The following is an 18,667-nucleotide window of genomic DNA, read 5'->3' as shown; positions in this document are numbered from 1 at the left end:
TGCCAATGGTTACGTCCCACACATCGATAAACGGTAGCCTCCACAATCGTGAGCCGTCGCATCGAGCATTCGTCGAAGTACACAGTCCCCGCCGAGAAGGTCCATGAGGCGGTGACCTCCGAGCAGTACTGGCGCGACCGAATCGTCGCTGTCGGTGGTCCCGGCGCAACGATCGAAGAGCTGACCGTTCGCGACGAGACCGTCGCGGTCACGATGTCGCAGATCATTGCCGCAGAGCATCTCCCCAGCATGGTGTCGAAAGTCGTCAACGGCGACATCGTCATCAAGCGCAGTGAAACGATGGCGCCTTTCAAGGACGGCAAGGCCACCGGCACCTTCTCCGCCCACGTCGACGGCGTTCCCGCCCGTGTCGAGGGCACGCAGGTGCTGACAGGTGACGAGAACTCCGCCACTCTCGAGATCGACGGTGAGGTCGAGGTCAAGATCCCGTTCCTCGGCGGAAAGATCGAAAGTGCGATTGTCGACGAGGTTGTCCGGCTCATCCAAGCCGAACAGGACTTCACCCGGGAGTGGATCACGAAGTAAAACCCTGCGGGCGGCGGCAGTTGTGGATACAGCCAATTTGGCTTGTCACAGCGTGTAACCGGTATTCTTTCCGATCATGGCTCGCCGCATCGACTACTCCGCCCGCTATCAGCACTCCCCCGAGCAGGTCTATGCGGCGCTGGCGGACCGCTCGTACTGGGAGGCCCGTGTCGAGGAGATGCGCAAGCATTCCGAGAACCATGTGGAACATTTCGAGGTCACCGATTCCGGAATCGATCTCGTGCTGCACCACATTCTCCCGCGCACCGATTTGCCGGACATTGCTCAGACGGTGATGAAGAAGGATCTGGTCATCACCCGTAAGGAGTCGTACGGCGCCTTCGGTGACACCGTGACCGGAACGTACGAAGCGTCCATCCCGGCCGGGCCGGGGAGTTTGTCCGGCACCATGGAGTTGTTCGCGACCGATACCGGGTCCACGCTGCGAACCACGTCCGAGGCCAAGGTCTTCATACCGTTCATCGGCGCGAAGTTGGAGCAACTGATGCTCATCAACCTCGTAGATCTGTTCCGCACCGAAGCCCAGGTCACCGCGACCTGGCTCGCTGCACGCTGAACCCGCCGTGAAGAAAGCTCCACCCCCGAAGATCGAGGGGGTCATCACCCGTGGCACGACGGGAATCAACAGACTGCGACGTAGTGACCGGTGGATCGTGCACAACCGCACTATCGCGCACGCCCTGAACAACGCGACCGATCCGTTGATCGTCGACCTCGGGTACGGGGCGAGGCCCGACACCACCTTCGAGATGGCAAGCCGCCTCACCGCTGTCCGGCGGGATCGACGCGTCATCGGGCTCGAGATCGACCCCGCCCGCGTGGTCGAGAGTCGTGACGGTGTCAGCTTCGCCCGTGGTGGATTCGAACTTGCCGGTCTCACACCCGTCTTCGTACGCGCCTTCAACGTGCTCCGGCAGTACCCGGAGGAGGCTGTGGACTCTGCGTGGTCACACATTCAGTCCGGTCTCGCACCGGGCGGGCTGCTACTCGACGGAACCTGCGACGAACTCGGAAGGCGTTGCGCTTGGGTGCTTCTCGACGCTGATCGTCCATTGACCCTGACACTGGCCTGGGACCCCTTCGACATCGAGCGTCCTTCCGACATCGCGGAACGTCTCCCGAAGGCTCTCATCCACCGCAACGTTCCCGGTGAGCCGATCCACGCGTTGCTCAGCGCGGCCGATCGAGCCTGGGCCACCGCCGCGCCGCACGCCTCGTTCGGACCTCGCCATCGTTGGGCTGCCGCATTGGAAATTCTTCGGGCGCAGGGAATTCCCGTGCAACCCGCGCGGCGACGTCTTCGTGACTGCATCCTGACCGTGCCCTGGCACGTCGTAGCGCCGAATCCCTGAACTCACAGACGGGAAACGCCCCGCCGCGGAGGTGTTCTCCGCAGCGAGGCGTCTGTGTGCAGGCGTCGGGCTAGGACCCGAAGATGTTTTCCAGGCTTCCCAGTGAACCGGTCGAACTGCCGCCGTTGCCGGGATCCCCGCCGTCGGACGCTGCCGTTACCCTGACAGTGACTGCGGCCTGGGTCTCGGAACCGAGATAGCCGTCAGTTCCACTGAACACCGCGGTGATTCGGCGATCTCCGAGTTCGGTGAAGGTGTGCGAGAGCGTGGCCTTACCGTTCACCACCGCAACTGGTCCACCGATCGGGGTGGTTCCGTCCATGAACTGAACCGTTCCTGCGCTGAGCGTAGGTACCACTGCCGCAACAAGATCGACCTTCGCGCCCTTGACCGCTGACGCCGGAGCGCTCACGGTGATGGACGTTTCCTGATCCTCCGCGGCCGGAGCCGTGACCGAAACCGACTGAGCAGCCGAGGTAGAGGTGAGGAATCCCGCGGCACCCGAGTACACGGCCGTGATGTCATGCGTGCCGACGCTCGCGAACTCGTGCATGATCGACGCCTTGCCCTCGACGACCGGCACCGGCGAGCCGAGATTGCCCGAGCCGTCCTTGAACTGCACTGTGCCGCCCACCGGCGTCGGCGTGACGGTTACCGACAGACCAACTGCCGTACCGGTTTTTGCATCCGCCGGAACGGTCAAGACCGTCTGGGTCTGCTGGTCGGTGGGAGCCGGCGCCTTGACGTTCACGGTCTGGGCGTTCGATGTCGAGCCCAGGTAGTTACCCGAACCCGAGAACACTGCGGTGATGCTGTACTCACCCGCCACGTTGAAGGTCGGCGTGGTTGTTGCCTTACCCGAGGCGTCCACGGGAACCGGGGATCCCAGATCCCTGCCACCTTCCTTGAACTGCACGGTTCCGCCTGCAGCACCGGTCGAGACGGAGGCAGTGAACGACAAGGCCTCCCCTGTCGAACCTGTCGACGGGCCGACGAGGGTAGTCGTTGTGTTCTCCTCGACCACCACCGGAGCGACTGTCAACGCATGTGGCGCCGACGTCGAAGTCTGGTAGACACCGGAACCGGAGTACACCGCCACGATCGAATGCGCTCCGACTGCATAGGAATTCGTCAGCGAAGCCTTGCCGTTGGCATCGACGGGAACGGCGCCGCCGAGGTCGGTTGCACCGTCCTTGAACTGCACCGTGCCACCCGCCGGAGTGGGCGACACCGTAGCCTCGACGGTCACGGACTCACCTGCAACTGCACTTGCGGGACCGGTGATCGCGGTTGCAGTGCTCTTGTCCGCTTCGGACACTACGACGTCGACAGCCGACGACGTGGAGGTCGCCACCTTTGCATTACCGAGATACTTGGCCGTCACGCTGTGGGTTCGGACGTCAGCCGGTGTCCAGGCAAGCGTTGCAACACCATTGGCGAGCGCGCCCGCACCGACCTTGGTGGCACCGTCGAAGAACTCCACCGAATCACCGTCGGCACCACCGGTCACCGTCGCGCTCAACGGAACAGGTTGTCCCAACTTCACGCCACTGGTCGGTGACAGCGTCGTCGTCGAGACGTTCTTCTGAACGTTGATCGACGGACCACGACCATTCGTCGTGTCGTCAACGAACACCGTGCCGTCGAAATGCACCGTCGTCGACAAATCAGTACCACGAGCACAATCCGCACCGACGCGATACTGGAATTCGAACGTCTTGACGTCACCACCCCACATCGGCCATTCCGTAGCACCCGCACTCAAACGAACAGAATCAGTAGCCACCTCGTTGACACGGAACGCACTACCGTTCACCGTCGCCGAACCATCGACATACGTCATACACGCCGGATGAAAATCGCGCACCGCATACAGATTGTGAACCGCGGCAGTTCGCTTGAACACCGTCTTCGACGTGATCACATCACCCTCGGACGGCGTCCCGTTACTGATCGTCCGAGTCACCTTGTACCCGTCGGAATTGAACTCCGCCGTCACCGGAGCCGCACCAGCAACCCCGACACCCGCAACCACCGCGAAACCCGCAGCAACAGCAAAAACACTCAAACCTGCAACTGCACGGCGTGCAGAACCTACAGACATAGCTTTTCCTTCTCGAGAAGTGAGCGAAATGGGTGATGCCCCACCGCCGAACGCGGGCGGGGCACCACCAGGTGTCGGCGGCTAGGAGCCGAAGATGTTGCCGAGGCTGCCGAGCGAACCGGTGCCGTTGCCTGGTTCTTCACCGTCGACGGGTGCGGCGATCTGGACGGAGACCTGATCGGAGGATGCCGTCACCGTGCCGGCACCCGAGTACTCCGCCGCGACAACTCGCTGTCCCTGAGTTGCGGGCTTCCACGAAAGGCTGGCCTTTCCGGATGAATCGACCGTAGCCGTGCCGATGACGGTCTCGCCGTCCTTGAAGGTGACTGTGCCACCCGCATTGGCGGGGCTGATTTGAGCGGAGATCGTCTGGGCAACGCCGACCTGGCCCGCCACTACGCTGAGATCTGTTGTGGAGCTTGTTGTTCCGGCGGGCTGTTCGGCGACTGTCACATTCGCGGTGGTACTCGACCCAGTGACGCCGGATCTGCCGGAGAACACAGCCTCGACGGTCTGCGCACCGGCAACCGTCGGAACCCAGGCGTAGGTCGCTTCACCGTTGCCTGCCACCGGCACCGAAGCGAGCACCGTTCCGCCGACCTTGAACGTGACCGTTCCACCGGTGCCCGACGCGGACACAGTCGCTTTGAGATTGGTCGACTTGCCGACCTGCGCGCCCGAGATCGGCGCCAGCGTCGTACTGGACTGAGCATCGGCCTGCGAAACGTTCACGATCAGCGCTGCCGAAGCGGAACCGACGGCACGCGCCGTGTCGGCGAACTTCGCTGTGATCGAGTGGTCTCCACGGGTCGTCGGTGTCCAGGCAAGTATTGCAACACCATTGGCGAGCGCGCCCGCACCGATCTTGGAACCGGCGTCGAAGAACTCCACCGAATCACCGTCGGCACCACCGGTCACCGTCGCGCTCAGCGTCACCGGCTGCCCCACCTGAGCGCCACTGACCGGTGACACGGCGGTCGTCGACACGTTCTTCTGAACGTTGATCGACGGACCACGACCATTCGTCGTGTCGTCAACGAACACCGTGCCGTCGAAATGCACCGTCGTCGACAAATCAGTACCACGAGCACAATCCGCACCGACGCGATACTGGAATTCGAACGTCTTGACGTCACCACCCCACATCGGCCATTCCGTAGCACCCGCACTCAAACGAACAGAATCAGTAGCCACCTCGTTGACACGGAACGCACTACCGTTCACCGTCGCCGAACCATCGACATACGTCATACACGCCGGATGAAAATCGCGCACCGCATACAGATTGTGAACCGCGGCAGTTCGCTTGAACACCGTCTTCGACGTGATCACATCACCCTCGGACGGCGTCCCGTTACTGATCGTCCGAGTCACCTTGTACCCGTCGGAATTGAACTCCGCCGTCACCGGAGCCGCACCAGCAACCCCGACGCCCGCAACCACCGCGAAGCCCGCAGAAACAGCAAAAACACTCAACCCACCGACAACACGACGAACACCACTCACGGACATCCAGATCCCTCTCGACAACGGGGCAGACAGGCGTCCAGGACAAGCGTCCGTCTGCTTTCGATGCCGTGACGTTATCCCATTGACTGTAAAGTAACTACGCTTTTCGCAGATTTAGTTCATCGGCGACATCGCCGAACTGCAATAACAGTGGGCTGAACGTCCCGAACCGCACATCTGGATGCGTTCTTACCTGCGCTAAAGACAAAACAGTCGCCCGAAAATAGCGATTTACAAATCTCTGATATCGGCGTCATCTTCGATTTCGGGCGTGATGCCAGAAGGTCGCAGGAGCCTCGAAGATCTCTCTCGGCTACAGGCTTGCGGCCAGAGCCAACTCGACCCGAACAGCAACGTCGACGCTCGCGTTCTCACACGAGAGATACAGCTCGTGCGCGTCCAGTCGACCTATCGCGACCGCATCGGCGACTACTTCGTTGAGCAGGACTTGAGAAATTCCACCGGAAGCGAGGTCGTGCACGGTACGCAAAGGCGTGGTGATGCGGATGGGCCCGATCTGTTCACACTCGTCGTCCGCGAGCGGCAGTCGGTGCAGCGCTACCTGGCGGGTCGGCGCCGCGAGAGGGTGCGCAACGGAGAGGTGAATGAAGCGAGGTTGCAGGTGCCCGAGGCCATGCAGATCTGCGGCACTGTAGTGCGAGACGGTGGCGCTACCGGCGAACCACGTGCACCACTTCGCGAACTCGTCCAAGGCGGTATGTCTGACGCGTTCGAGGCGAAAAAGCCCGCGGCACTCACATGTCCATGTTCCGGATTCCGTCATTTCTTCCATCAACGCCAGACCGAAACCCAGTTCGGATGCCTGGAGAGCCGTGACAAATCCGCACTGTCGCAGCGCCAGCAACTCGAGTGATTCGTAGTCCGAAGCCATGACCACCTCCGGTGACCGTCGAAAACGCCGTTTCGAACAGACTACGGGCGAGTGTGTCGCGCATCACAGGAATGAGGAAGTGCGTATTCACAGAGTTCGTTCAGACTCGTCGGGAAGAATCTGGCGAATGACTGTCGCAGCGAACAACCCTCGTCCGCGCAACCGAGTGCTCATCATCCTTCTCGTGGTGATCGCCGTACTCGTCGCGGCGCTCGTCGGTGGAGAACTGTACGTACGCAACCAGGTGAAGACCTGCATGGCCGATCAGTTCCAGAGCGAACTGGGATCCCAGGTCGACGTCGGGTTGAGCTGGAAGCCCGTACTCCTGCAGGCAGTCGACAAGAAGGTGCCGTACATCAGCATCGACAGTGACGACTCTTCGTTCGGCCCCGCAACGGGAATGCAGGTTCACGCGAAGGTGAACGACATCAACTTGCAGCCCTCGGCGGGCAACAGCGGCACCATCGGCAGCTCCAGCGCCGACGTCACCTGGTCTACCGCAGGCATTCTCGCCACCTTGCAGGAACAGACCTTCGGCGGGCTCGTCTCCGGCGTCACCGCCGACTCGAGCGCCGGAACACTCGCGTTCGACGTCGGTCCGGTCGGGCTCGCGAAGCTCACGGTCAAGCCCACCGTCACCAACGGTGTGGTCGACGTCCAGACCGTCGGCGCCGAGATTCTCGGATTGGGTCTGCCGACCGATCTGGTCGACGGCATCGTCCAGACACTCACCGACAGCCTGCAGACCTACCCGCTGGACATGAAGCCCACGAAGCTGACCGTCACCGACGACGCTATCCAGATCTCGTTGGAGGGCGGCGCTTACGCCATGCCCGTCGCCGACGCGAACAACCAGAACACCTCGGCGGTTCCGGACAGCTGCGGCCTGCTGACCTAGTCGGCCAGACCGTCCAATACTGCTCGACTTCCGGATAGTCCGAGGCGGGTGGCGCCGGCCGCGATCATGTCGAGCGCTGCCTGCGTCGTACGTATTCCGCCACTGGCCTTGACTCCCACGCCCGGGCCGACCGTCTGCGCCATCAGTGCGACGGCCTCAACCGTCGCTCCACCCGCGGGGTGGAAGCCGGTCGAGGTCTTGACGAAGTTCGCCCCGGCATGCACAGCTGCGCGGCAACATTCGACGATGGCCTCGTCGGACAGCGCTGCGGTTTCGAGGATCACTTTGAGGATCGCACTCTCCCCCATCGCCTCGCGGACGGTGAGGATATCGGCCAACACCGCGCTGTAGTCGCCGGCGACCGCCGCTCCTACGTCGATGACCATGTCGATCTCGGCTGCGCCTTGATCGACGGCCAGTCGCGCTTCAGCACCCTTGACCAGCGAATGATGTTTCCCCGACGGGAATCCGACGACGGCCGCCGTCACAAGTCCCTCGGCGCGAATCGGCAACATCGACGGCGAGACGCAGACAGCCAGCACACCGAGGCTGCGTGCTTCGTCGATCAGGGCGGTCACATCGGCCGCGGTGGCTTCGGGTTTGAGGAGAGTGTGGTCCACCATCGCGGCAACCTGGGAACGAGTGAGTGCAGCTTCAGACATGTTGGAAAGCTTGGCACACCACCACGCGACCGTCGCTGCAGCCGCACCTGAGAGACTAGGCCGCATGACCGCTGCACCATCGATCGATGATCGTCGCTTTGTTCTGTCCCTCGGCTGCCCCGACACCACGGGCATCGTCGCACGCATCTCGACCTTTCTCACCGACGTCGGTGGATGGATCGTGGAGGCCGCATACCACGCCGATGCCGACACCGGATGGTTCTTCACGCGTCAGGCGGTCCGTGCATCGTCGGTGAGCATGAACATCGACGAGCTTCGTGAACGGTTCAAAGCTGTTGCGGCCGAGATCGGTCCGGAAACCGAGTGGACTCTTCACGACTCCGGCGCACCCAAGAAGATCGTGTTGCTCGTGAGCAAGGAAGGTCACTGCTTGCATGACCTCCTTGGCCGCGCCGCGGGCGGGGAACTCCCCGCAGAAATCAGCGCCGTCGTCGGAAACCACGAAGATCTGCGCAGTGTCACCGAGCGCCACGGGATCGACTTCCACCATGTTCCGTTCGCCAAGGACCCGGCAGAACGGGGACCGTCCTTCGAGAAGGTCCGCGCCCTGGTCGACGCTCACAATCCCGACGCCGTGGTTCTTGCCCGATTCATGCAGGTGCTGCCCGAATCACTGTGCGAGCACTGGGCCGGGCGCGCGATCAACATTCACCACAGCTTCTTGCCGTCGTTCATCGGTGCCCGCCCCTATCACCAGGCGTTCGCCCGCGGCGTGAAGTTGATCGGCGCCACCTGCCACTACGTGACCGCCGAACTCGATGCCGGTCCGATCATCGAGCAGGACGTGATCCGTGTGGACCACGCCGACGATGTCGCCGACATGGTCCGTCAGGGTCGAGACATCGAAAAGCTCGTACTCTCCCGCGGACTGCGCTGGCACCTCGAGGATCGTGTGCTGGTCCACGGGCGCAAGACGGTCGTCTTCAGCTAGAGCTGCGTTGCGCTAGAGATTGCGCAGTCGCACGATTTCCTTGTCGAACTCGTCGATGTTCTCGATCGACGACATGTGACCGACGCCCGGCAACACGATCAACCGTTCGAGGTTGCCGGCGTCGTCGAGGACTTGCGCAAGCTTGCGCGCATGGACCGGCGGAGTGAGCCGATCGAGCGAACCGACGAGCACGGTGGTCGGCACTTCGAGATTGTCGAGTCCCTCGTGAATGTCGAGGGTGCTCAGCGCCGCTCCCCAACCTCCACGGATGCGGGGCTTGCACTCACGAACGATGTTCTCGCAGAACTGAATCTCGGCCTTGGTCGCGTTCGGTGACATCGAGACGTACTGGATCGCCTTCGTCATGGCGCCCGAGGAGACGAACGGAACGGGCGAACTGAGGATGGCGCGGCCCACGGGGACCGGCACGCGAGGGAAACGATTGGGCAGTGGGATGACCGTGGTCTCGGCGATCAACCTTTCGCTCGCGGTGCTCGCGAGCATGACCGCCGACGCGTACTTCTTGACCTCGTCGGGGTGACGACCCGCCCAGGCGATGATGCTCATCCCGCCCATGCTGTGACCGACGATGACGGCCTTCTTGTCCTCGCGAACCGTGGCCGCCAGCACTGCAGAGAGATCGTCGGCAAGGACGTCCGGGCCGAGCGGAAGATTGCCGACGGTGCTGCGGCCATGACCGCGCTGATCGTAGGTGATGACCCGATATTCGCCGGCAAGCGCATTGACCTGCGGGTACCAGAATTCGGTGGAGCACGTCCAGCCGTGACTGAGAACGATCGGATCGCCGTCGACGGGACCGTAAGCCCGGACATTGATGATCGCACCGTCGTCGGTGGTCAGTTCGCTGATGTCAGCTTTGAGCGTCGGAGTCTTCAGGAGTGCATTGGGCTCGACGTCGCTCGAAAGAGTCAACCCACGCGTGGATCGCCGATGACGGATCCCAGCGACGGCCGCGACGAGTGCTCCCACTCCGACGGCGCCTGCCAGTACTCGAAGCTCTGTGGTGCGCGAACGACTGGACATGCATTTACCCCTGACTGCTGCTGACGACAGACGGATGCAATCTATGTGTGACTGCCGTTAACCGACACTATCACTCGAACAACGCCCGTTGTCAGCGTTGGAGAGAAGAGTGGGGCAGCACACCATGAGCCGGGAACCACGGCTCGGAATGAGCGGGAGTACGGCAAACTACCAGCGAGAACCGCCGTGCTGAATGTCGTCCACCCGCGGGCGAACGTCGACGAGATACACGCACACTGCAACGACCGCGATGATGCCCAGGAGCCCGACTGGGGACGTCGCCAAGAGAATCAACGCCGCGACGATCAGAATTCCCAGCCAGATCGGCTTGGTCAATTTGTTGACCGCGGTGAAAGCGTCAGGACGCTGCCTGACGGCATGAACGATCGCGTAGACAGCACCCACCAATGCGAGCACTTTGAGTGCGAGAAAGATCAGACCGACTAGCCCATCGACTTGAGTCACAACTACATCCTAAGTTCTCATCCGGTTCCCGACGAACACGAAGGCTCCCACACTCGGCTGAGTGAGGGAGCCTTCGTCAGGTGGAGCTGGGCAAATCAGGCCTTCTTGGCCGGAGCAGCCTTCTTGGCCGGAGCCGGTGCGGTGGCCTTGGCGGGAGCAGCCTTGGCGGGTGCAGCCTTGGCCGGAGCGGCCTTCTTCGCGGCGGTGGTCGCGCGCTCCTGGACGTCGGAAGCAGCAGCGGTCACGCGAGCGGCAGCTTCCTTGGAAGCCTCGTCAGCCTGGTCACCGAGGTCGAGGACCTTCAGTGCAGCCTCGTCGCCTGCGTCGGCGATCTTCTCACCGGCGTCAGAGATCTTCTCGCCGACCTCTTCTGCGGTGTCGGAGATGCGTCCGGCAGCGCGGCCGGCCAGCTTGGCAGCCTGCTCGCCTACGGCGCGCGTCTGACGAGCAACGGTTCCGAGTGCGTCTTCGGTCAGCTCGACGGCGTCGCCGAGTGCCGACTCTGCAGCAGCGATGCCTTCTTCGACTGCGGGCTGCTTGCGGATGCGCTCGACTGCGTCTTCGCCACGTTCTGCGAGGGAGTTGTACAGATCTCCGGCAACCTTGAGGTATGCCTCGGCGACCTTGCGGAGTTCCTCGGGTGAGAACTTCTCGCGCAGCTCGGCGAGCTCTTCGGGCAGCTCGGACGGCAGGCCTGCGAGACGCTCGCGCAGCGCATCGACGCTCTCGGCAACGTCACCCTGGACGGAAGCGAGCTTCTCGCGAGCACCGTCGACACGGCCGTTGACATCGCCCTGGGTGTTCTCGGCGCGCTCACGAACCTGAGCAACTACATCGGCCACGGCCTGGACAACCAGGTCGCCTGCGCCGACGGCGGCGTAGAGCGAGGTCTTGACGCTGTCGATGGCGTTCTTGTCAGTCATCTTGTTCTCCTAGTGAAGTCTCGGTGTCTGGAATTGCGGCCGATTCAGCGAAATCGGGCGCTGCGGCTGGTCTTGACGACTCGTTCTCGCGACAGAACGAGTCGTAGATTTCGAGCAGTACTTGCTTCTGCCGTTCGTTGATGGCCGTCTCGGCCAACACCGCGTCCCTGATGGGACTGTGCGGGCGTTGCTCGAGATATCCCGCTTGGACGTACAGCACTTCTGATGAGACTCGAAGGCCCTTGGCGATTTGCGCCAGTACGTCCGCCGACGGTTTGCGCAATCCGCGTTCGATCTGACTCAGATACGGATTGCTGACGCCAGCGAGTTGAGCGAGTTGGCGCATCGAAACTTGGGCGGCTTCCCGCTGTGCACGAATGAACCCCCCGATGTCGTGTGCCGCAGAGCTGACGACGCGAGCTGCCAAGTCGCTTGCTCCGGCTGCGGCACCGGATGATTCACGATCTCCGTCATCGGAGTTCGTCGACTTCGCTGGCATTGCGTCCTCCCTTTCCAGTGGACATTTCCCAGGATAGGAGAGGGTGCTAACTATTGCAAGCACTACTGCTAGCACTCGTGGTGGACGTCACATACCGGACAGCTCAGCCGAAGATGAGCGTCGAAATCGTGTAGATCAGCAGTCCGGCGATCGAGCCCACAACGGTGCCGTTGATACGGATGAACTGAAGATCTCGACCGACCTGCAACTCGATCTTCTGGCTCGCTTCGTCGGCGTCCCACCGCTCGACGGTGTCACTGATGACTCCAGTGATCTCGTCGGTGTAGTTCTCCGCGATGTACTTGGTGCCCTGCACCAGCCAGCCGTCGACCTTCTCACGCATGGACTCGTCGTCACGCAGCCTGACTCCGAAGCCGGCGACGTTCTCGGCGACCTTGGTCCGCAGGGTGCTGTTCGGATCGTCGACGGACTCCATGATGAGCCGCTTGGCAACCTGCCATGTCGACGACGCCAGACCCGTCACTTCCTCGCGACCCATGATCTCGGCCTTGATCCCCTCGGCCTTCTTGATGGTCTCCGGGTCGTTCTGCAGATCATCGGCGAAGTCGATCAGGAAGCGGTTGGCGGCGAGGCGTACCTCGTGTTCGGGGTTGGAACGGACCTTCCAGGTGAACTCGACGAGTTCCTTGTATATCTTCTCCCCCAGCATGGCGTCGACGAACTTCGGCGACCACGCGGGCGAATCGCGAACGATCACACGATCGATCGTCTCCTGGCTGCCGAGAGCCCACTGATGCGCCCGCTCGGCAAGCAATTCGATGATCGGCAGTTGCTTGTTGTCCTTGAGAAGTTCACCGAGCACTCGGCCGATCGGCGGTCCCCACATGGGCTCGGCCAGACGCTTCACGATCGTGTTGTCGATGATCTGGGCGATGTCCTCGTCGCGAAGAACCTCGACCATGCCGCGCAAGACCGTCGACGTCTCGGCGGCGACGCGAGCGGAATTGGCAGGTTCGGCCATCCACGTGCCGAGCCGCAGCGGAATCTGCGCCTGCTGCACCTTGGCCGACACAACCTCGGGAGCCAGGAAGTTTTGACCGACGAATGAGCTCAGGCTGGCTCCGAGCTGGTCTTTCTTACGCTTGATGATGGCAGTGTGCGGGATGGGAAGGCCCATCGGATGACGGAAGAGCGCGGTGACGGCAAACCAGTCGGCAAGCGCGCCGACCATGCCTGCCTCGGACGCGGCCCGGACGTACCCGACCCACTCTCCGGCGCCGCGGGATTCCTGCCACCGGCAGAAGATGTAGACCACCGTCGCGAAGCCCAGAAGGCCAGTAGCGAAGACCTTCATCTTGCGAAGGTCCCGACGCTTGGCGGCGTCGTCGAAGGCGGAGAGGCTCAGTTGCTGCACCCTCGCCATTGTGCCGAAAGGTGTGACGCGGCGTAGCGCGAGCGACACGAAGTCCGATTCTGCAGGACCTAATCCCCCGAACTGCGGATGTGAGTGCCCGAGATAAAGGCGCGGACATTAAGCTGGACCGGAAAGTAGACCGATCGGACGTGGCTCGCACCACAGATATGAGATGACTCGTGGCCAAGAATGCCGTGCAGGACAACGAGCAGGTAGACGGCCCAGTCGTTGCTGATGCGAAGCCCGAGAAATCCGACGGTCGGAAGCGTCGTTGGCGTGAGCACAAGATCGCTCGCCGCGAGGAACTCGTCGACGGCACCATCGCCGCCATCCGCGCGCGCGGCCGTGAGATCGGCATGGACGAGATCGCGTCCGAGATCGGTGTCTCCAAGACCGTGCTCTACCGATACTTCGCCGACAAGAGCGACCTCACGACCGCCACGATGATGCGGTACGTCGAGACCATCCTGTCGCCGCGTATCTACGAAGCGATCAGTGGCGATCTCGACGATTTCGAACTCACCCAGGCGAGCATCACCGCATACGTCGAGACGGTGGCATCCGACCCCGACATCTACCTCTACGTCATGGCCAACGGCGCCGGCGCCAACCGCGACGTCGTTGCCGATTCCGAGCGCATGATCGCCGAATTGCTCTCCACGGTGTTGGGCAATCGTCTTCGCGAGATGGAGATGGATTCCGGCGGTTCGCTGCCGTGGGCGTTCGGGATCGTGGGCGGAATTCAGCTCGCGACGCACTGGTGGATCTCCAACAAGTCGATGTCCGCGGAATCGCTGATCGACTACCTCACGATGATGACGTGGGGCGGCATCACCGGCATAGCGGCGGTCAACGGATCACCGGCCAAGTTCAAGTCGGTTCCGCATCCCCTCGTCAAGCCTGCCGAGGACTGACTCGCCCGAGACCGAACTTTCGGGCCACCGGGCGCGATCCTGTGGCACTCTTTCGGCATGGCACAAGACTCGCTGTGGGAAACACCGGCCGCCAAGACCCTGCGGGCGGAGCCCGGGTTCGAACTCGATCAACTCGATCGCAACAGCACTCCGGGATTCACCGGAAACAAAGCTGACGGCGAACGTCTGCTCGAGGAGCGCGGCGCGGTTCTGTCCGACCTGCAGGAGTTGCTGTACGCCAACGGCCGGTCAGGGGACAGTCGTTCAGTCCTGCTGGTCCTGCAAGGAATGGACACCGCAGGCAAGGGCGGCATGGTCCGACACGTGATCGGTCACGTGGATCCTTCGGGAGTTCAGCACGCGGCCTTCGGCGTCCCGACCGAAGAGGAAAAGCAACATCACTACCTTTGGCGGATCAAGAAGGAACTCCCCCGCGGCGGCTATCTCGGTGTGTTCGATCGCTCCCACTACGAGGACGTCCTGGTAGTGCGCGTCCACGATCTTGTCCCGGAGGATGTCTGGAGCAAGCGCTACGACGAGATCAACACGTTCGAAAAGGAACTCGTCGACGCCGGAACCACTATCGTGAAAGTCGCGATGTTCGTCTCGCTCGACGAGCAGAAGAAGCGACTCGAAGAACGTCTCGACCGCCCGGACAAGTATTGGAAGTACAACCCCGGCGACGTGACCGAACGCGGTTTGTGGCCTGCATATCAACAGGCGTATCAGGCAATGCTCGACAAGACGTCGACCGAGCACGCGCCGTGGTACGTCGTGCCGTGTGATCGGAAGTGGTACAGCCGCATTGCGGTCACGGAGCTACTGATCGACGCTCTGGAAAAGCTCGATCTCGACTGGCCCCCTGCCGACTTCGACATCGAGGCGGAGAAGGCACGACTCGCACAGTCTTGATCAGAAGCAGGCCTGATCAGAACAGGTGTGGGGACTCGCGGTGCACTTTGTGGTCGTGACGCACAGTACTGGCGTACAGGGCTACCGCGAGGCTGATGCACGCGACGCCGGCGAGGCCGGCGATCAATGCCCAACCACCCTGGCCTGAACCTGCCGCCACCAGAAAACTGCCGAGGCAGACCACTGTGGCCAGCACCAGGAAATACGACGCCCACGCTGCAAAGAGATTGAGCTTCATCGTTCGCTCCTCCGGTCGGATCTCTTTCGTTTCGACCGTACGCCGGAGCATGACGGTCGACAAGACACTGCCGTCGCGAGGTTTCCCGACGTCTACGCCGGGTAGCCGAATTACATGGACATCGGAACTCTTTATCGCGGAATCGAATCCGCTCGCGGACTGGACGGTCCGTCCACTGGCCTCAGGCGCAGAATCCTCGAGATCACGGAGCGATCCGACCGATCGCGCACTGTCGCCGCACTTCTGCGCGGCGCCGCCGTCGGGCATCCCATCCATCCTGCCCTCGTGACCATTCCCGCGGGCGCGTGGACGGCTTCGTTGGTCTTCGATGTTCTAGGCGATCCGCAGACTGCACGACGGCTGATCGGGCTCGGATTGGTTTCGACTCCGCCGGCTTTGCTGACGGGATGGCTGGACTGGTCCGAACGTGGCGACGTCGCACGCCGAGTGGGGCTGGTGCACGCGGCGTCGAATGCAGTGGGGATCTGGTCTTTTGCGGCGTCGTACAGGCTACGCGGAAAGGACTCACTCGCGCTGGCGCGAGTGCTGTCGGTGCTGGGGCTCACCGCGGTCGGTGTCGGTGGCGCGCTCGGTGGTCACATCGTTTTCAAGCTCATGGACGATCCGGCCGTGGAGGCTGCAGCGACTCCGGTTCTCGATCCCATCCTGGATGTAGTCAACTGAGCCGATCGGACCTCGATACTGTTCAGGCGTAAGCACTTCCGGAGTAGCTCCGCAGTTCTCGCGCGGTCTCGTCCGAATCCGCCAATGGTCTGTTCATGACCCAGTGTGGGCTGCGCGTGCCCAGTGTCGCGGCAAAATCGGCGACGGCGTCCGGGGTCGGCACTGCGTGTTCGCCCAGATATCCGAGAACGATGAGGTCCTCCCCTGATCTGGTCTCCACGGCCAGGGCCCAACCGCACGTCTCCTCCCACAGCAAAGCCACCTCGCGCCCGGGGAAACGCGGCACAGTTCGGTCCAATGCGATGTAAGCCTCCAGAGGGTGCTCGCGCCTGCAACACCACTGCTCGATGCCGGCCCCCACACCGACCGCCACCCGTTGTACGTACCGCTCGAACCCGAGTCCGACGGTTGCGTCGACCAGCATTTGTTCTGTCATCGAACCTCACTCCTCGCCATCGTGTTTGGAATGTGCCCAGCGCTGACCGCGTCGAAACCCGGTTCAGATCACGGACTCCGGGTATCCCCAGACGAACCGATCAAGTGGAGAGGGGACCCGATGAAGTACTCGCCCGCTATGGCTCCCGGACGAATGCTGAAGATCTCCATGGTGTCGGTGAACGCCGATCCACTCGCACCGGTGGGCTGCTCGGCAGCCGGTGCACAGAACCTGCACGTCGACGAACTGTCTGCCGCCTTGGTTCGTGCCGGACACGACGTCACCGTCTTCACCAGGCGTGCCCACGCCGGTGGGCCGGACCGCGTTCGCGCCCGCGCCGGGTACTCCGTCGACTATCTCGAGGCCGGCCCGACGCAGGCTCTCCCGGATGCCGACATCCTCCCTCACCTGGGAACCTTTGCCAGCATTCTGCGCGCTCAGTGGAGTACCGACCGACCCGATGTGGTGCACTCGCACTTCTGGATGTCCGGTGTGGCAACGGAACTCGCGACCCGATCGCTCGGCATCCCCGTACTTCAGACATTCCATTCCCTGGGATCTGCGGCGCACCGCCACCTCGGAGCAGCCGACGACAGCCCCTCGGAGCGGACTCACCTGGAACCGTTGATCGCCAGGGGCGCAACCCATGTCATCGCGACCAGTTCGGACGAAATCTTCGATCTGGTCCGGCAGGGATCACCGCGATCACGGACCACGATGGTGCCCTCGGGCGTGGACACCGAAGCATTCACCCCGGAGGGACCCGCCGCGAAGAAAACCGCACCGCATCGATTGATCTGCGTCGGAAGACTGGTGGAGCAGAAGGGCTTCGATGTTGCCGTCGCCGCGCTGGCTTCGCTGCCGGATACGGAGTTGGTGGTGATCGGCGGGCCACCCGTCGCGCAGCTGAGCACCGACGAAGTGGCGATCCGCTTGGTCAAGCTCGCCGAGCGCCTCGGCGTCGCAGATCGCGTCCAATTGTTGGGACGGGTTCCGCACCGCCAACTACCGAAACTGATGCGATCGGCCGACGCCCTCGTGTGCACCCCTCGATACGAACCGTTCGGAATCGCGGCGCTGGAAGCAATGGCGTGCGGAGTTCCCGTAGTCGCGACTCCTGTTGGCGGACTGCGGGATACGGTGATCGACGGACTCACCGGGCGTCGGGTCCCGGTCAACAACCCGGTGGAAACCGCGCGCGCAGTCCGCCATCTTCTCGACGACGAGGATGAAGGCGCGGCGTTTGCACGGCAGAGCCGGGCCCGAGCGTGCGAATCGTATTCGTGGGATCACGTCGCCACCGAAGTGGTCCGCACCTACGGCCGCTGCGTCACAGCACCGCCGAGAGCCCGCCAACACAAGGGCACTCACCGAAGTGAAGTGCACTGACGCTGACGGGCTCTACGAAACTGAATTCGCGAAGCTTGGACTGAAACTGCGTGATCAAGCGGGGAAACGTCGGGTCTCTTCGAGTCCGATTGCATGATCGAGCGACTCGTAGCAGGCAAACATCGACTCCTGACCAGCTGCTTTGAGCAACCTTTGCACCGGGCGGGCGCAGACGAGCGCGAGTGTGCCGCCCACGTCGCGTGATCGCGTCGACAGGACCGACAGTACGGACAAGCCGCACGTCCCCATGAATTCGAGTTCGGATAGATCGACGACCAGCGTCCGGTCCGCGGCCACGTGGTACGTCAAGAAGTCACGAAAAGCATTGGCGCTCATCAGATCGATCTCACCACGAACTTTGATCACAGCGGTGTGTGCACTGATGCGGTGCGCGTGAAACGATGCGGTCGCTGTCCCGGTCGCGGGAGGTCCGTAGTCTACCGATCCCTTCGCCGCGTTCGTAAAGCCTGAAATAGATGATCCTGGAACAACAGTCATGGTTCTCCCATCCCGCAACGGTTTACACTCTGCAAAAGAGAAGGGACCTCCGAAGGAGACGCACGATGAACGGGTCTCCAGAAATACGGATAAATCCCTCATCGGCTGTGTGCTCAACCTCGGTTTGAAACAGTACGCCAGCATGACGGACGTCACAAGTGCGTTGCGACCATTCGTTTCGGTGTTCCGAACAAAAATGTGGTTTGGTCTGCGGTTCCGCGAGGTAATCCGATGTTGCGATCGCCAACGGTCGTGAGCAGAATCGTGTCGTTTACCCCGGCACCACCATCGACCAAATTTCGTGTTCGGGGGTCACTGTGAAGGTCGGGATGGGTATCGTTCTCGGCACCAGAC

At 62.3% G+C, this 18,667-nt stretch carries 21 protein-coding genes; 9 read left to right on the top strand and 12 right to left on the bottom strand.

The window, feature by feature from the left end; genetic code table 11:
* Positions 1-48: 48 nt before the first annotated feature.
* The 3 genes from YH3_RS09795 to YH3_RS09785 all read left to right on the top strand — a co-directional run bounded on the left by YH3_RS09795 (position 49) and on the right by YH3_RS09785 (position 1,919).
* Complete coding sequence (locus YH3_RS09795; RefSeq protein ID WP_042452956.1) at positions 49-546, top strand: DUF2505 domain-containing protein; 498 nt, start codon at positions 49-51, stop codon at positions 544-546.
* A gap of 76 nt (positions 547-622) precedes the next feature.
* Positions 623-1,123 (top strand): DUF2505 domain-containing protein, encoded by a 501-nt coding sequence (locus YH3_RS09790; protein WP_007735352.1) that lies wholly within the window; start codon positions 623-625, stop codon positions 1,121-1,123.
* Between the two features lie 7 nt (positions 1,124-1,130).
* On the top strand, positions 1,131-1,919 hold the full coding sequence (locus YH3_RS09785) for a hypothetical protein (RefSeq protein ID WP_003941937.1): 789 nt from the start codon (positions 1,131-1,133) through the stop codon (positions 1,917-1,919).
* Positions 1,920-1,989: 70 nt separating this feature from the next.
* Here the strand turns inward: YH3_RS09785 and YH3_RS09780 are convergent, their stop codons facing one another.
* The 3 genes from YH3_RS09780 to YH3_RS09770 all read right to left on the bottom strand — a co-directional run bounded on the left by YH3_RS09780 (position 1,990) and on the right by YH3_RS09770 (position 6,424).
* Positions 1,990-4,023: an Ig-like domain-containing protein gene (locus tag YH3_RS09780; RefSeq protein ID WP_064443310.1), complete on the bottom strand. Its 2,034-nt coding sequence runs from the start codon at positions 4,021-4,023 to the stop codon at positions 1,990-1,992.
* Positions 4,024-4,104: 81 nt separating this feature from the next.
* Positions 4,105-5,535, bottom strand: a complete 1,431-nt coding sequence (locus tag YH3_RS09775; RefSeq protein ID WP_064443309.1) for an Ig-like domain-containing protein — start codon at positions 5,533-5,535, stop codon at positions 4,105-4,107.
* 310 nt (positions 5,536-5,845) lie between these two features.
* Entirely contained in the window at positions 5,846-6,424 is a 579-nt protein-coding gene (locus YH3_RS09770; RefSeq protein ID WP_003941523.1) for a hypothetical protein, read from the bottom strand.
* A gap of 127 nt (positions 6,425-6,551) precedes the next feature.
* Between YH3_RS09770 and YH3_RS09765 the strand changes: the two genes are divergently transcribed.
* Entirely contained in the window at positions 6,552-7,322 is a 771-nt protein-coding gene (locus YH3_RS09765) for a DUF2993 domain-containing protein (RefSeq protein WP_007735358.1), read from the top strand.
* Here the strand turns inward: YH3_RS09765 and deoC are convergent.
* Entirely contained in the window at positions 7,319-7,984 is a 666-nt protein-coding gene (deoC, locus tag YH3_RS09760; protein WP_007735361.1) for a deoxyribose-phosphate aldolase, read from the bottom strand. The genes YH3_RS09765 and deoC overlap by 4 nt on opposite strands.
* Positions 7,985-8,048: 64 nt before the next feature.
* On the opposite strand from deoC, the gene purU reads away from it, so the two are divergent.
* On the top strand, positions 8,049-8,936 hold the full coding sequence (purU, locus tag YH3_RS09755) for a formyltetrahydrofolate deformylase (RefSeq protein WP_064443308.1): 888 nt from the start codon (positions 8,049-8,051) through the stop codon (positions 8,934-8,936).
* A gap of 12 nt (positions 8,937-8,948) precedes the next feature.
* On the opposite strand, the gene YH3_RS09750 is transcribed toward purU, so the two are convergent.
* The 5 genes from YH3_RS09750 to YH3_RS09730 form a co-directional block, all read right to left on the bottom strand.
* Positions 8,949-9,980, bottom strand: coding sequence for an alpha/beta fold hydrolase (locus tag YH3_RS09750; protein ID WP_021333908.1), 1,032 nt, complete (start codon positions 9,978-9,980; stop codon positions 8,949-8,951).
* 168 nt (positions 9,981-10,148) lie between these two features.
* Positions 10,149-10,445 carry a DUF2516 family protein gene (locus YH3_RS09745; RefSeq protein ID WP_003941505.1) on the bottom strand — a complete coding sequence of 99 codons (297 nt, stop codon included), beginning with the start codon at positions 10,443-10,445 and terminating at the stop codon, positions 10,149-10,151.
* Positions 10,446-10,540: 95 nt separating this feature from the next.
* Positions 10,541-11,368 carry a heparin-binding hemagglutinin gene (locus YH3_RS09740; RefSeq protein WP_003941552.1) on the bottom strand — a complete coding sequence of 276 codons (828 nt, stop codon included), beginning with the start codon at positions 11,366-11,368 and terminating at the stop codon, positions 10,541-10,543.
* Positions 11,361-11,867 (bottom strand): helix-turn-helix domain-containing protein, encoded by a 507-nt coding sequence (locus tag YH3_RS09735; protein ID WP_003941483.1) that lies wholly within the window; start codon positions 11,865-11,867, stop codon positions 11,361-11,363. The genes YH3_RS09740 and YH3_RS09735 overlap by 8 nt, the downstream gene beginning before the upstream one ends.
* A gap of 103 nt (positions 11,868-11,970) precedes the next feature.
* Positions 11,971-13,251, bottom strand: a complete 1,281-nt coding sequence (locus YH3_RS09730; RefSeq protein WP_064443307.1) for a DUF445 domain-containing protein — start codon at positions 13,249-13,251, stop codon at positions 11,971-11,973.
* 170 nt (positions 13,252-13,421) lie between these two features.
* Between YH3_RS09730 and YH3_RS09725 the strand changes: the two genes are divergently transcribed.
* Together YH3_RS09725 and YH3_RS09720 are read left to right on the top strand one after the other, a co-directional pair.
* Complete coding sequence (locus tag YH3_RS09725) at positions 13,422-14,156, top strand: TetR/AcrR family transcriptional regulator (protein WP_003941527.1); 735 nt, start codon at positions 13,422-13,424, stop codon at positions 14,154-14,156.
* A 57-nt stretch (positions 14,157-14,213) separates the two neighbouring features.
* Positions 14,214-15,068 carry a polyphosphate kinase 2 family protein gene (locus YH3_RS09720; protein WP_064443306.1) on the top strand — a complete coding sequence of 285 codons (855 nt, stop codon included), beginning with the start codon at positions 14,214-14,216 and terminating at the stop codon, positions 15,066-15,068.
* Positions 15,069-15,084: 16 nt separating this feature from the next.
* Here YH3_RS09720 and YH3_RS09715 read toward each other — a convergent pair whose 3' ends face one another.
* The gene (locus YH3_RS09715) at positions 15,085-15,306 is read right to left on the bottom strand and encodes a hypothetical protein (protein ID WP_003941546.1); all 222 of its coding nucleotides are present in this window, start codon (positions 15,304-15,306) and stop codon (positions 15,085-15,087) included.
* Between the two features lie 114 nt (positions 15,307-15,420).
* Between YH3_RS09715 and YH3_RS09710 the strand changes: the two genes are divergently transcribed.
* Positions 15,421-15,990, top strand: coding sequence for a DUF2231 domain-containing protein (locus YH3_RS09710; protein ID WP_003941554.1), 570 nt, complete (start codon positions 15,421-15,423; stop codon positions 15,988-15,990).
* A 22-nt stretch (positions 15,991-16,012) separates the two neighbouring features.
* On the opposite strand, the gene YH3_RS09705 is transcribed toward YH3_RS09710, so the two are convergent.
* Entirely contained in the window at positions 16,013-16,426 is a 414-nt protein-coding gene (locus YH3_RS09705; protein ID WP_003941464.1) for a DUF6292 family protein, read from the bottom strand.
* A gap of 120 nt (positions 16,427-16,546) precedes the next feature.
* Between YH3_RS09705 and YH3_RS09700 the strand changes: the two genes are divergently transcribed.
* Positions 16,547-17,815 (top strand): glycosyltransferase, encoded by a 1,269-nt coding sequence (locus tag YH3_RS09700; protein WP_007735371.1) that lies wholly within the window; start codon positions 16,547-16,549, stop codon positions 17,813-17,815.
* 54 nt (positions 17,816-17,869) lie between these two features.
* Here YH3_RS09700 and YH3_RS09695 read toward each other — a convergent pair whose 3' ends face one another.
* Positions 17,870-18,313 (bottom strand): STAS domain-containing protein, encoded by a 444-nt coding sequence (locus YH3_RS09695; protein WP_007735372.1) that lies wholly within the window; start codon positions 18,311-18,313, stop codon positions 17,870-17,872.
* Positions 18,314-18,667 lie beyond the last annotated feature (354 nt).

This window comes from Rhodococcus sp. YH3-3, assembly GCF_001653035.1.
Classification (GTDB): domain Bacteria; phylum Actinomycetota; class Actinomycetes; order Mycobacteriales; family Mycobacteriaceae; genus Rhodococcus_F; species Rhodococcus_F qingshengii.
Note: the sequence above shows the minus strand (reverse complement) of the source record. Positions and strands in the feature narration are given on the sequence as shown.

Coding starts and splice junctions, on each gene's coding strand:
- YH3_RS09790 (WP_007735352.1), top strand. CDS start 623: ATGGCTCGCCGCATCGACTACTCCGCCCGCTATCAGCACTCCCCCGAG.
- YH3_RS09780 (WP_064443310.1), bottom strand. CDS start 4,023: ATGTCTGTAGGTTCTGCACGCCGTGCAGTTGCAGGTTTGAGTGTTTTT.
- YH3_RS09775 (WP_064443309.1), bottom strand. CDS start 5,535: ATGTCCGTGAGTGGTGTTCGTCGTGTTGTCGGTGGGTTGAGTGTTTTT.
- YH3_RS09770 (WP_003941523.1), bottom strand. CDS start 6,424: ATGGCTTCGGACTACGAATCACTCGAGTTGCTGGCGCTGCGACAGTGC.
- YH3_RS09765 (WP_007735358.1), top strand. CDS start 6,552: ATGACTGTCGCAGCGAACAACCCTCGTCCGCGCAACCGAGTGCTCATC.
- deoC (WP_007735361.1), bottom strand. CDS start 7,984: ATGTCTGAAGCTGCACTCACTCGTTCCCAGGTTGCCGCGATGGTGGAC.
- purU (WP_064443308.1), top strand. CDS start 8,049: ATGACCGCTGCACCATCGATCGATGATCGTCGCTTTGTTCTGTCCCTC.
- YH3_RS09750 (WP_021333908.1), bottom strand. CDS start 9,980: ATGTCCAGTCGTTCGCGCACCACAGAGCTTCGAGTACTGGCAGGCGCC.
- YH3_RS09740 (WP_003941552.1), bottom strand. CDS start 11,368: ATGACTGACAAGAACGCCATCGACAGCGTCAAGACCTCGCTCTACGCC.
- YH3_RS09735 (WP_003941483.1), bottom strand. CDS start 11,867: ATGCCAGCGAAGTCGACGAACTCCGATGACGGAGATCGTGAATCATCC.
- YH3_RS09730 (WP_064443307.1), bottom strand. CDS start 13,251: ATGGCGAGGGTGCAGCAACTGAGCCTCTCCGCCTTCGACGACGCCGCC.
- YH3_RS09720 (WP_064443306.1), top strand. CDS start 14,214: ATGGCACAAGACTCGCTGTGGGAAACACCGGCCGCCAAGACCCTGCGG.
- YH3_RS09715 (WP_003941546.1), bottom strand. CDS start 15,306: ATGAAGCTCAATCTCTTTGCAGCGTGGGCGTCGTATTTCCTGGTGCTG.
- YH3_RS09710 (WP_003941554.1), top strand. CDS start 15,421: ATGGACATCGGAACTCTTTATCGCGGAATCGAATCCGCTCGCGGACTG.
- YH3_RS09705 (WP_003941464.1), bottom strand. CDS start 16,426: ATGACAGAACAAATGCTGGTCGACGCAACCGTCGGACTCGGGTTCGAG.
- YH3_RS09700 (WP_007735371.1), top strand. CDS start 16,547: ATGAAGTACTCGCCCGCTATGGCTCCCGGACGAATGCTGAAGATCTCC.
- YH3_RS09695 (WP_007735372.1), bottom strand. CDS start 18,313: ATGACTGTTGTTCCAGGATCATCTATTTCAGGCTTTACGAACGCGGCG.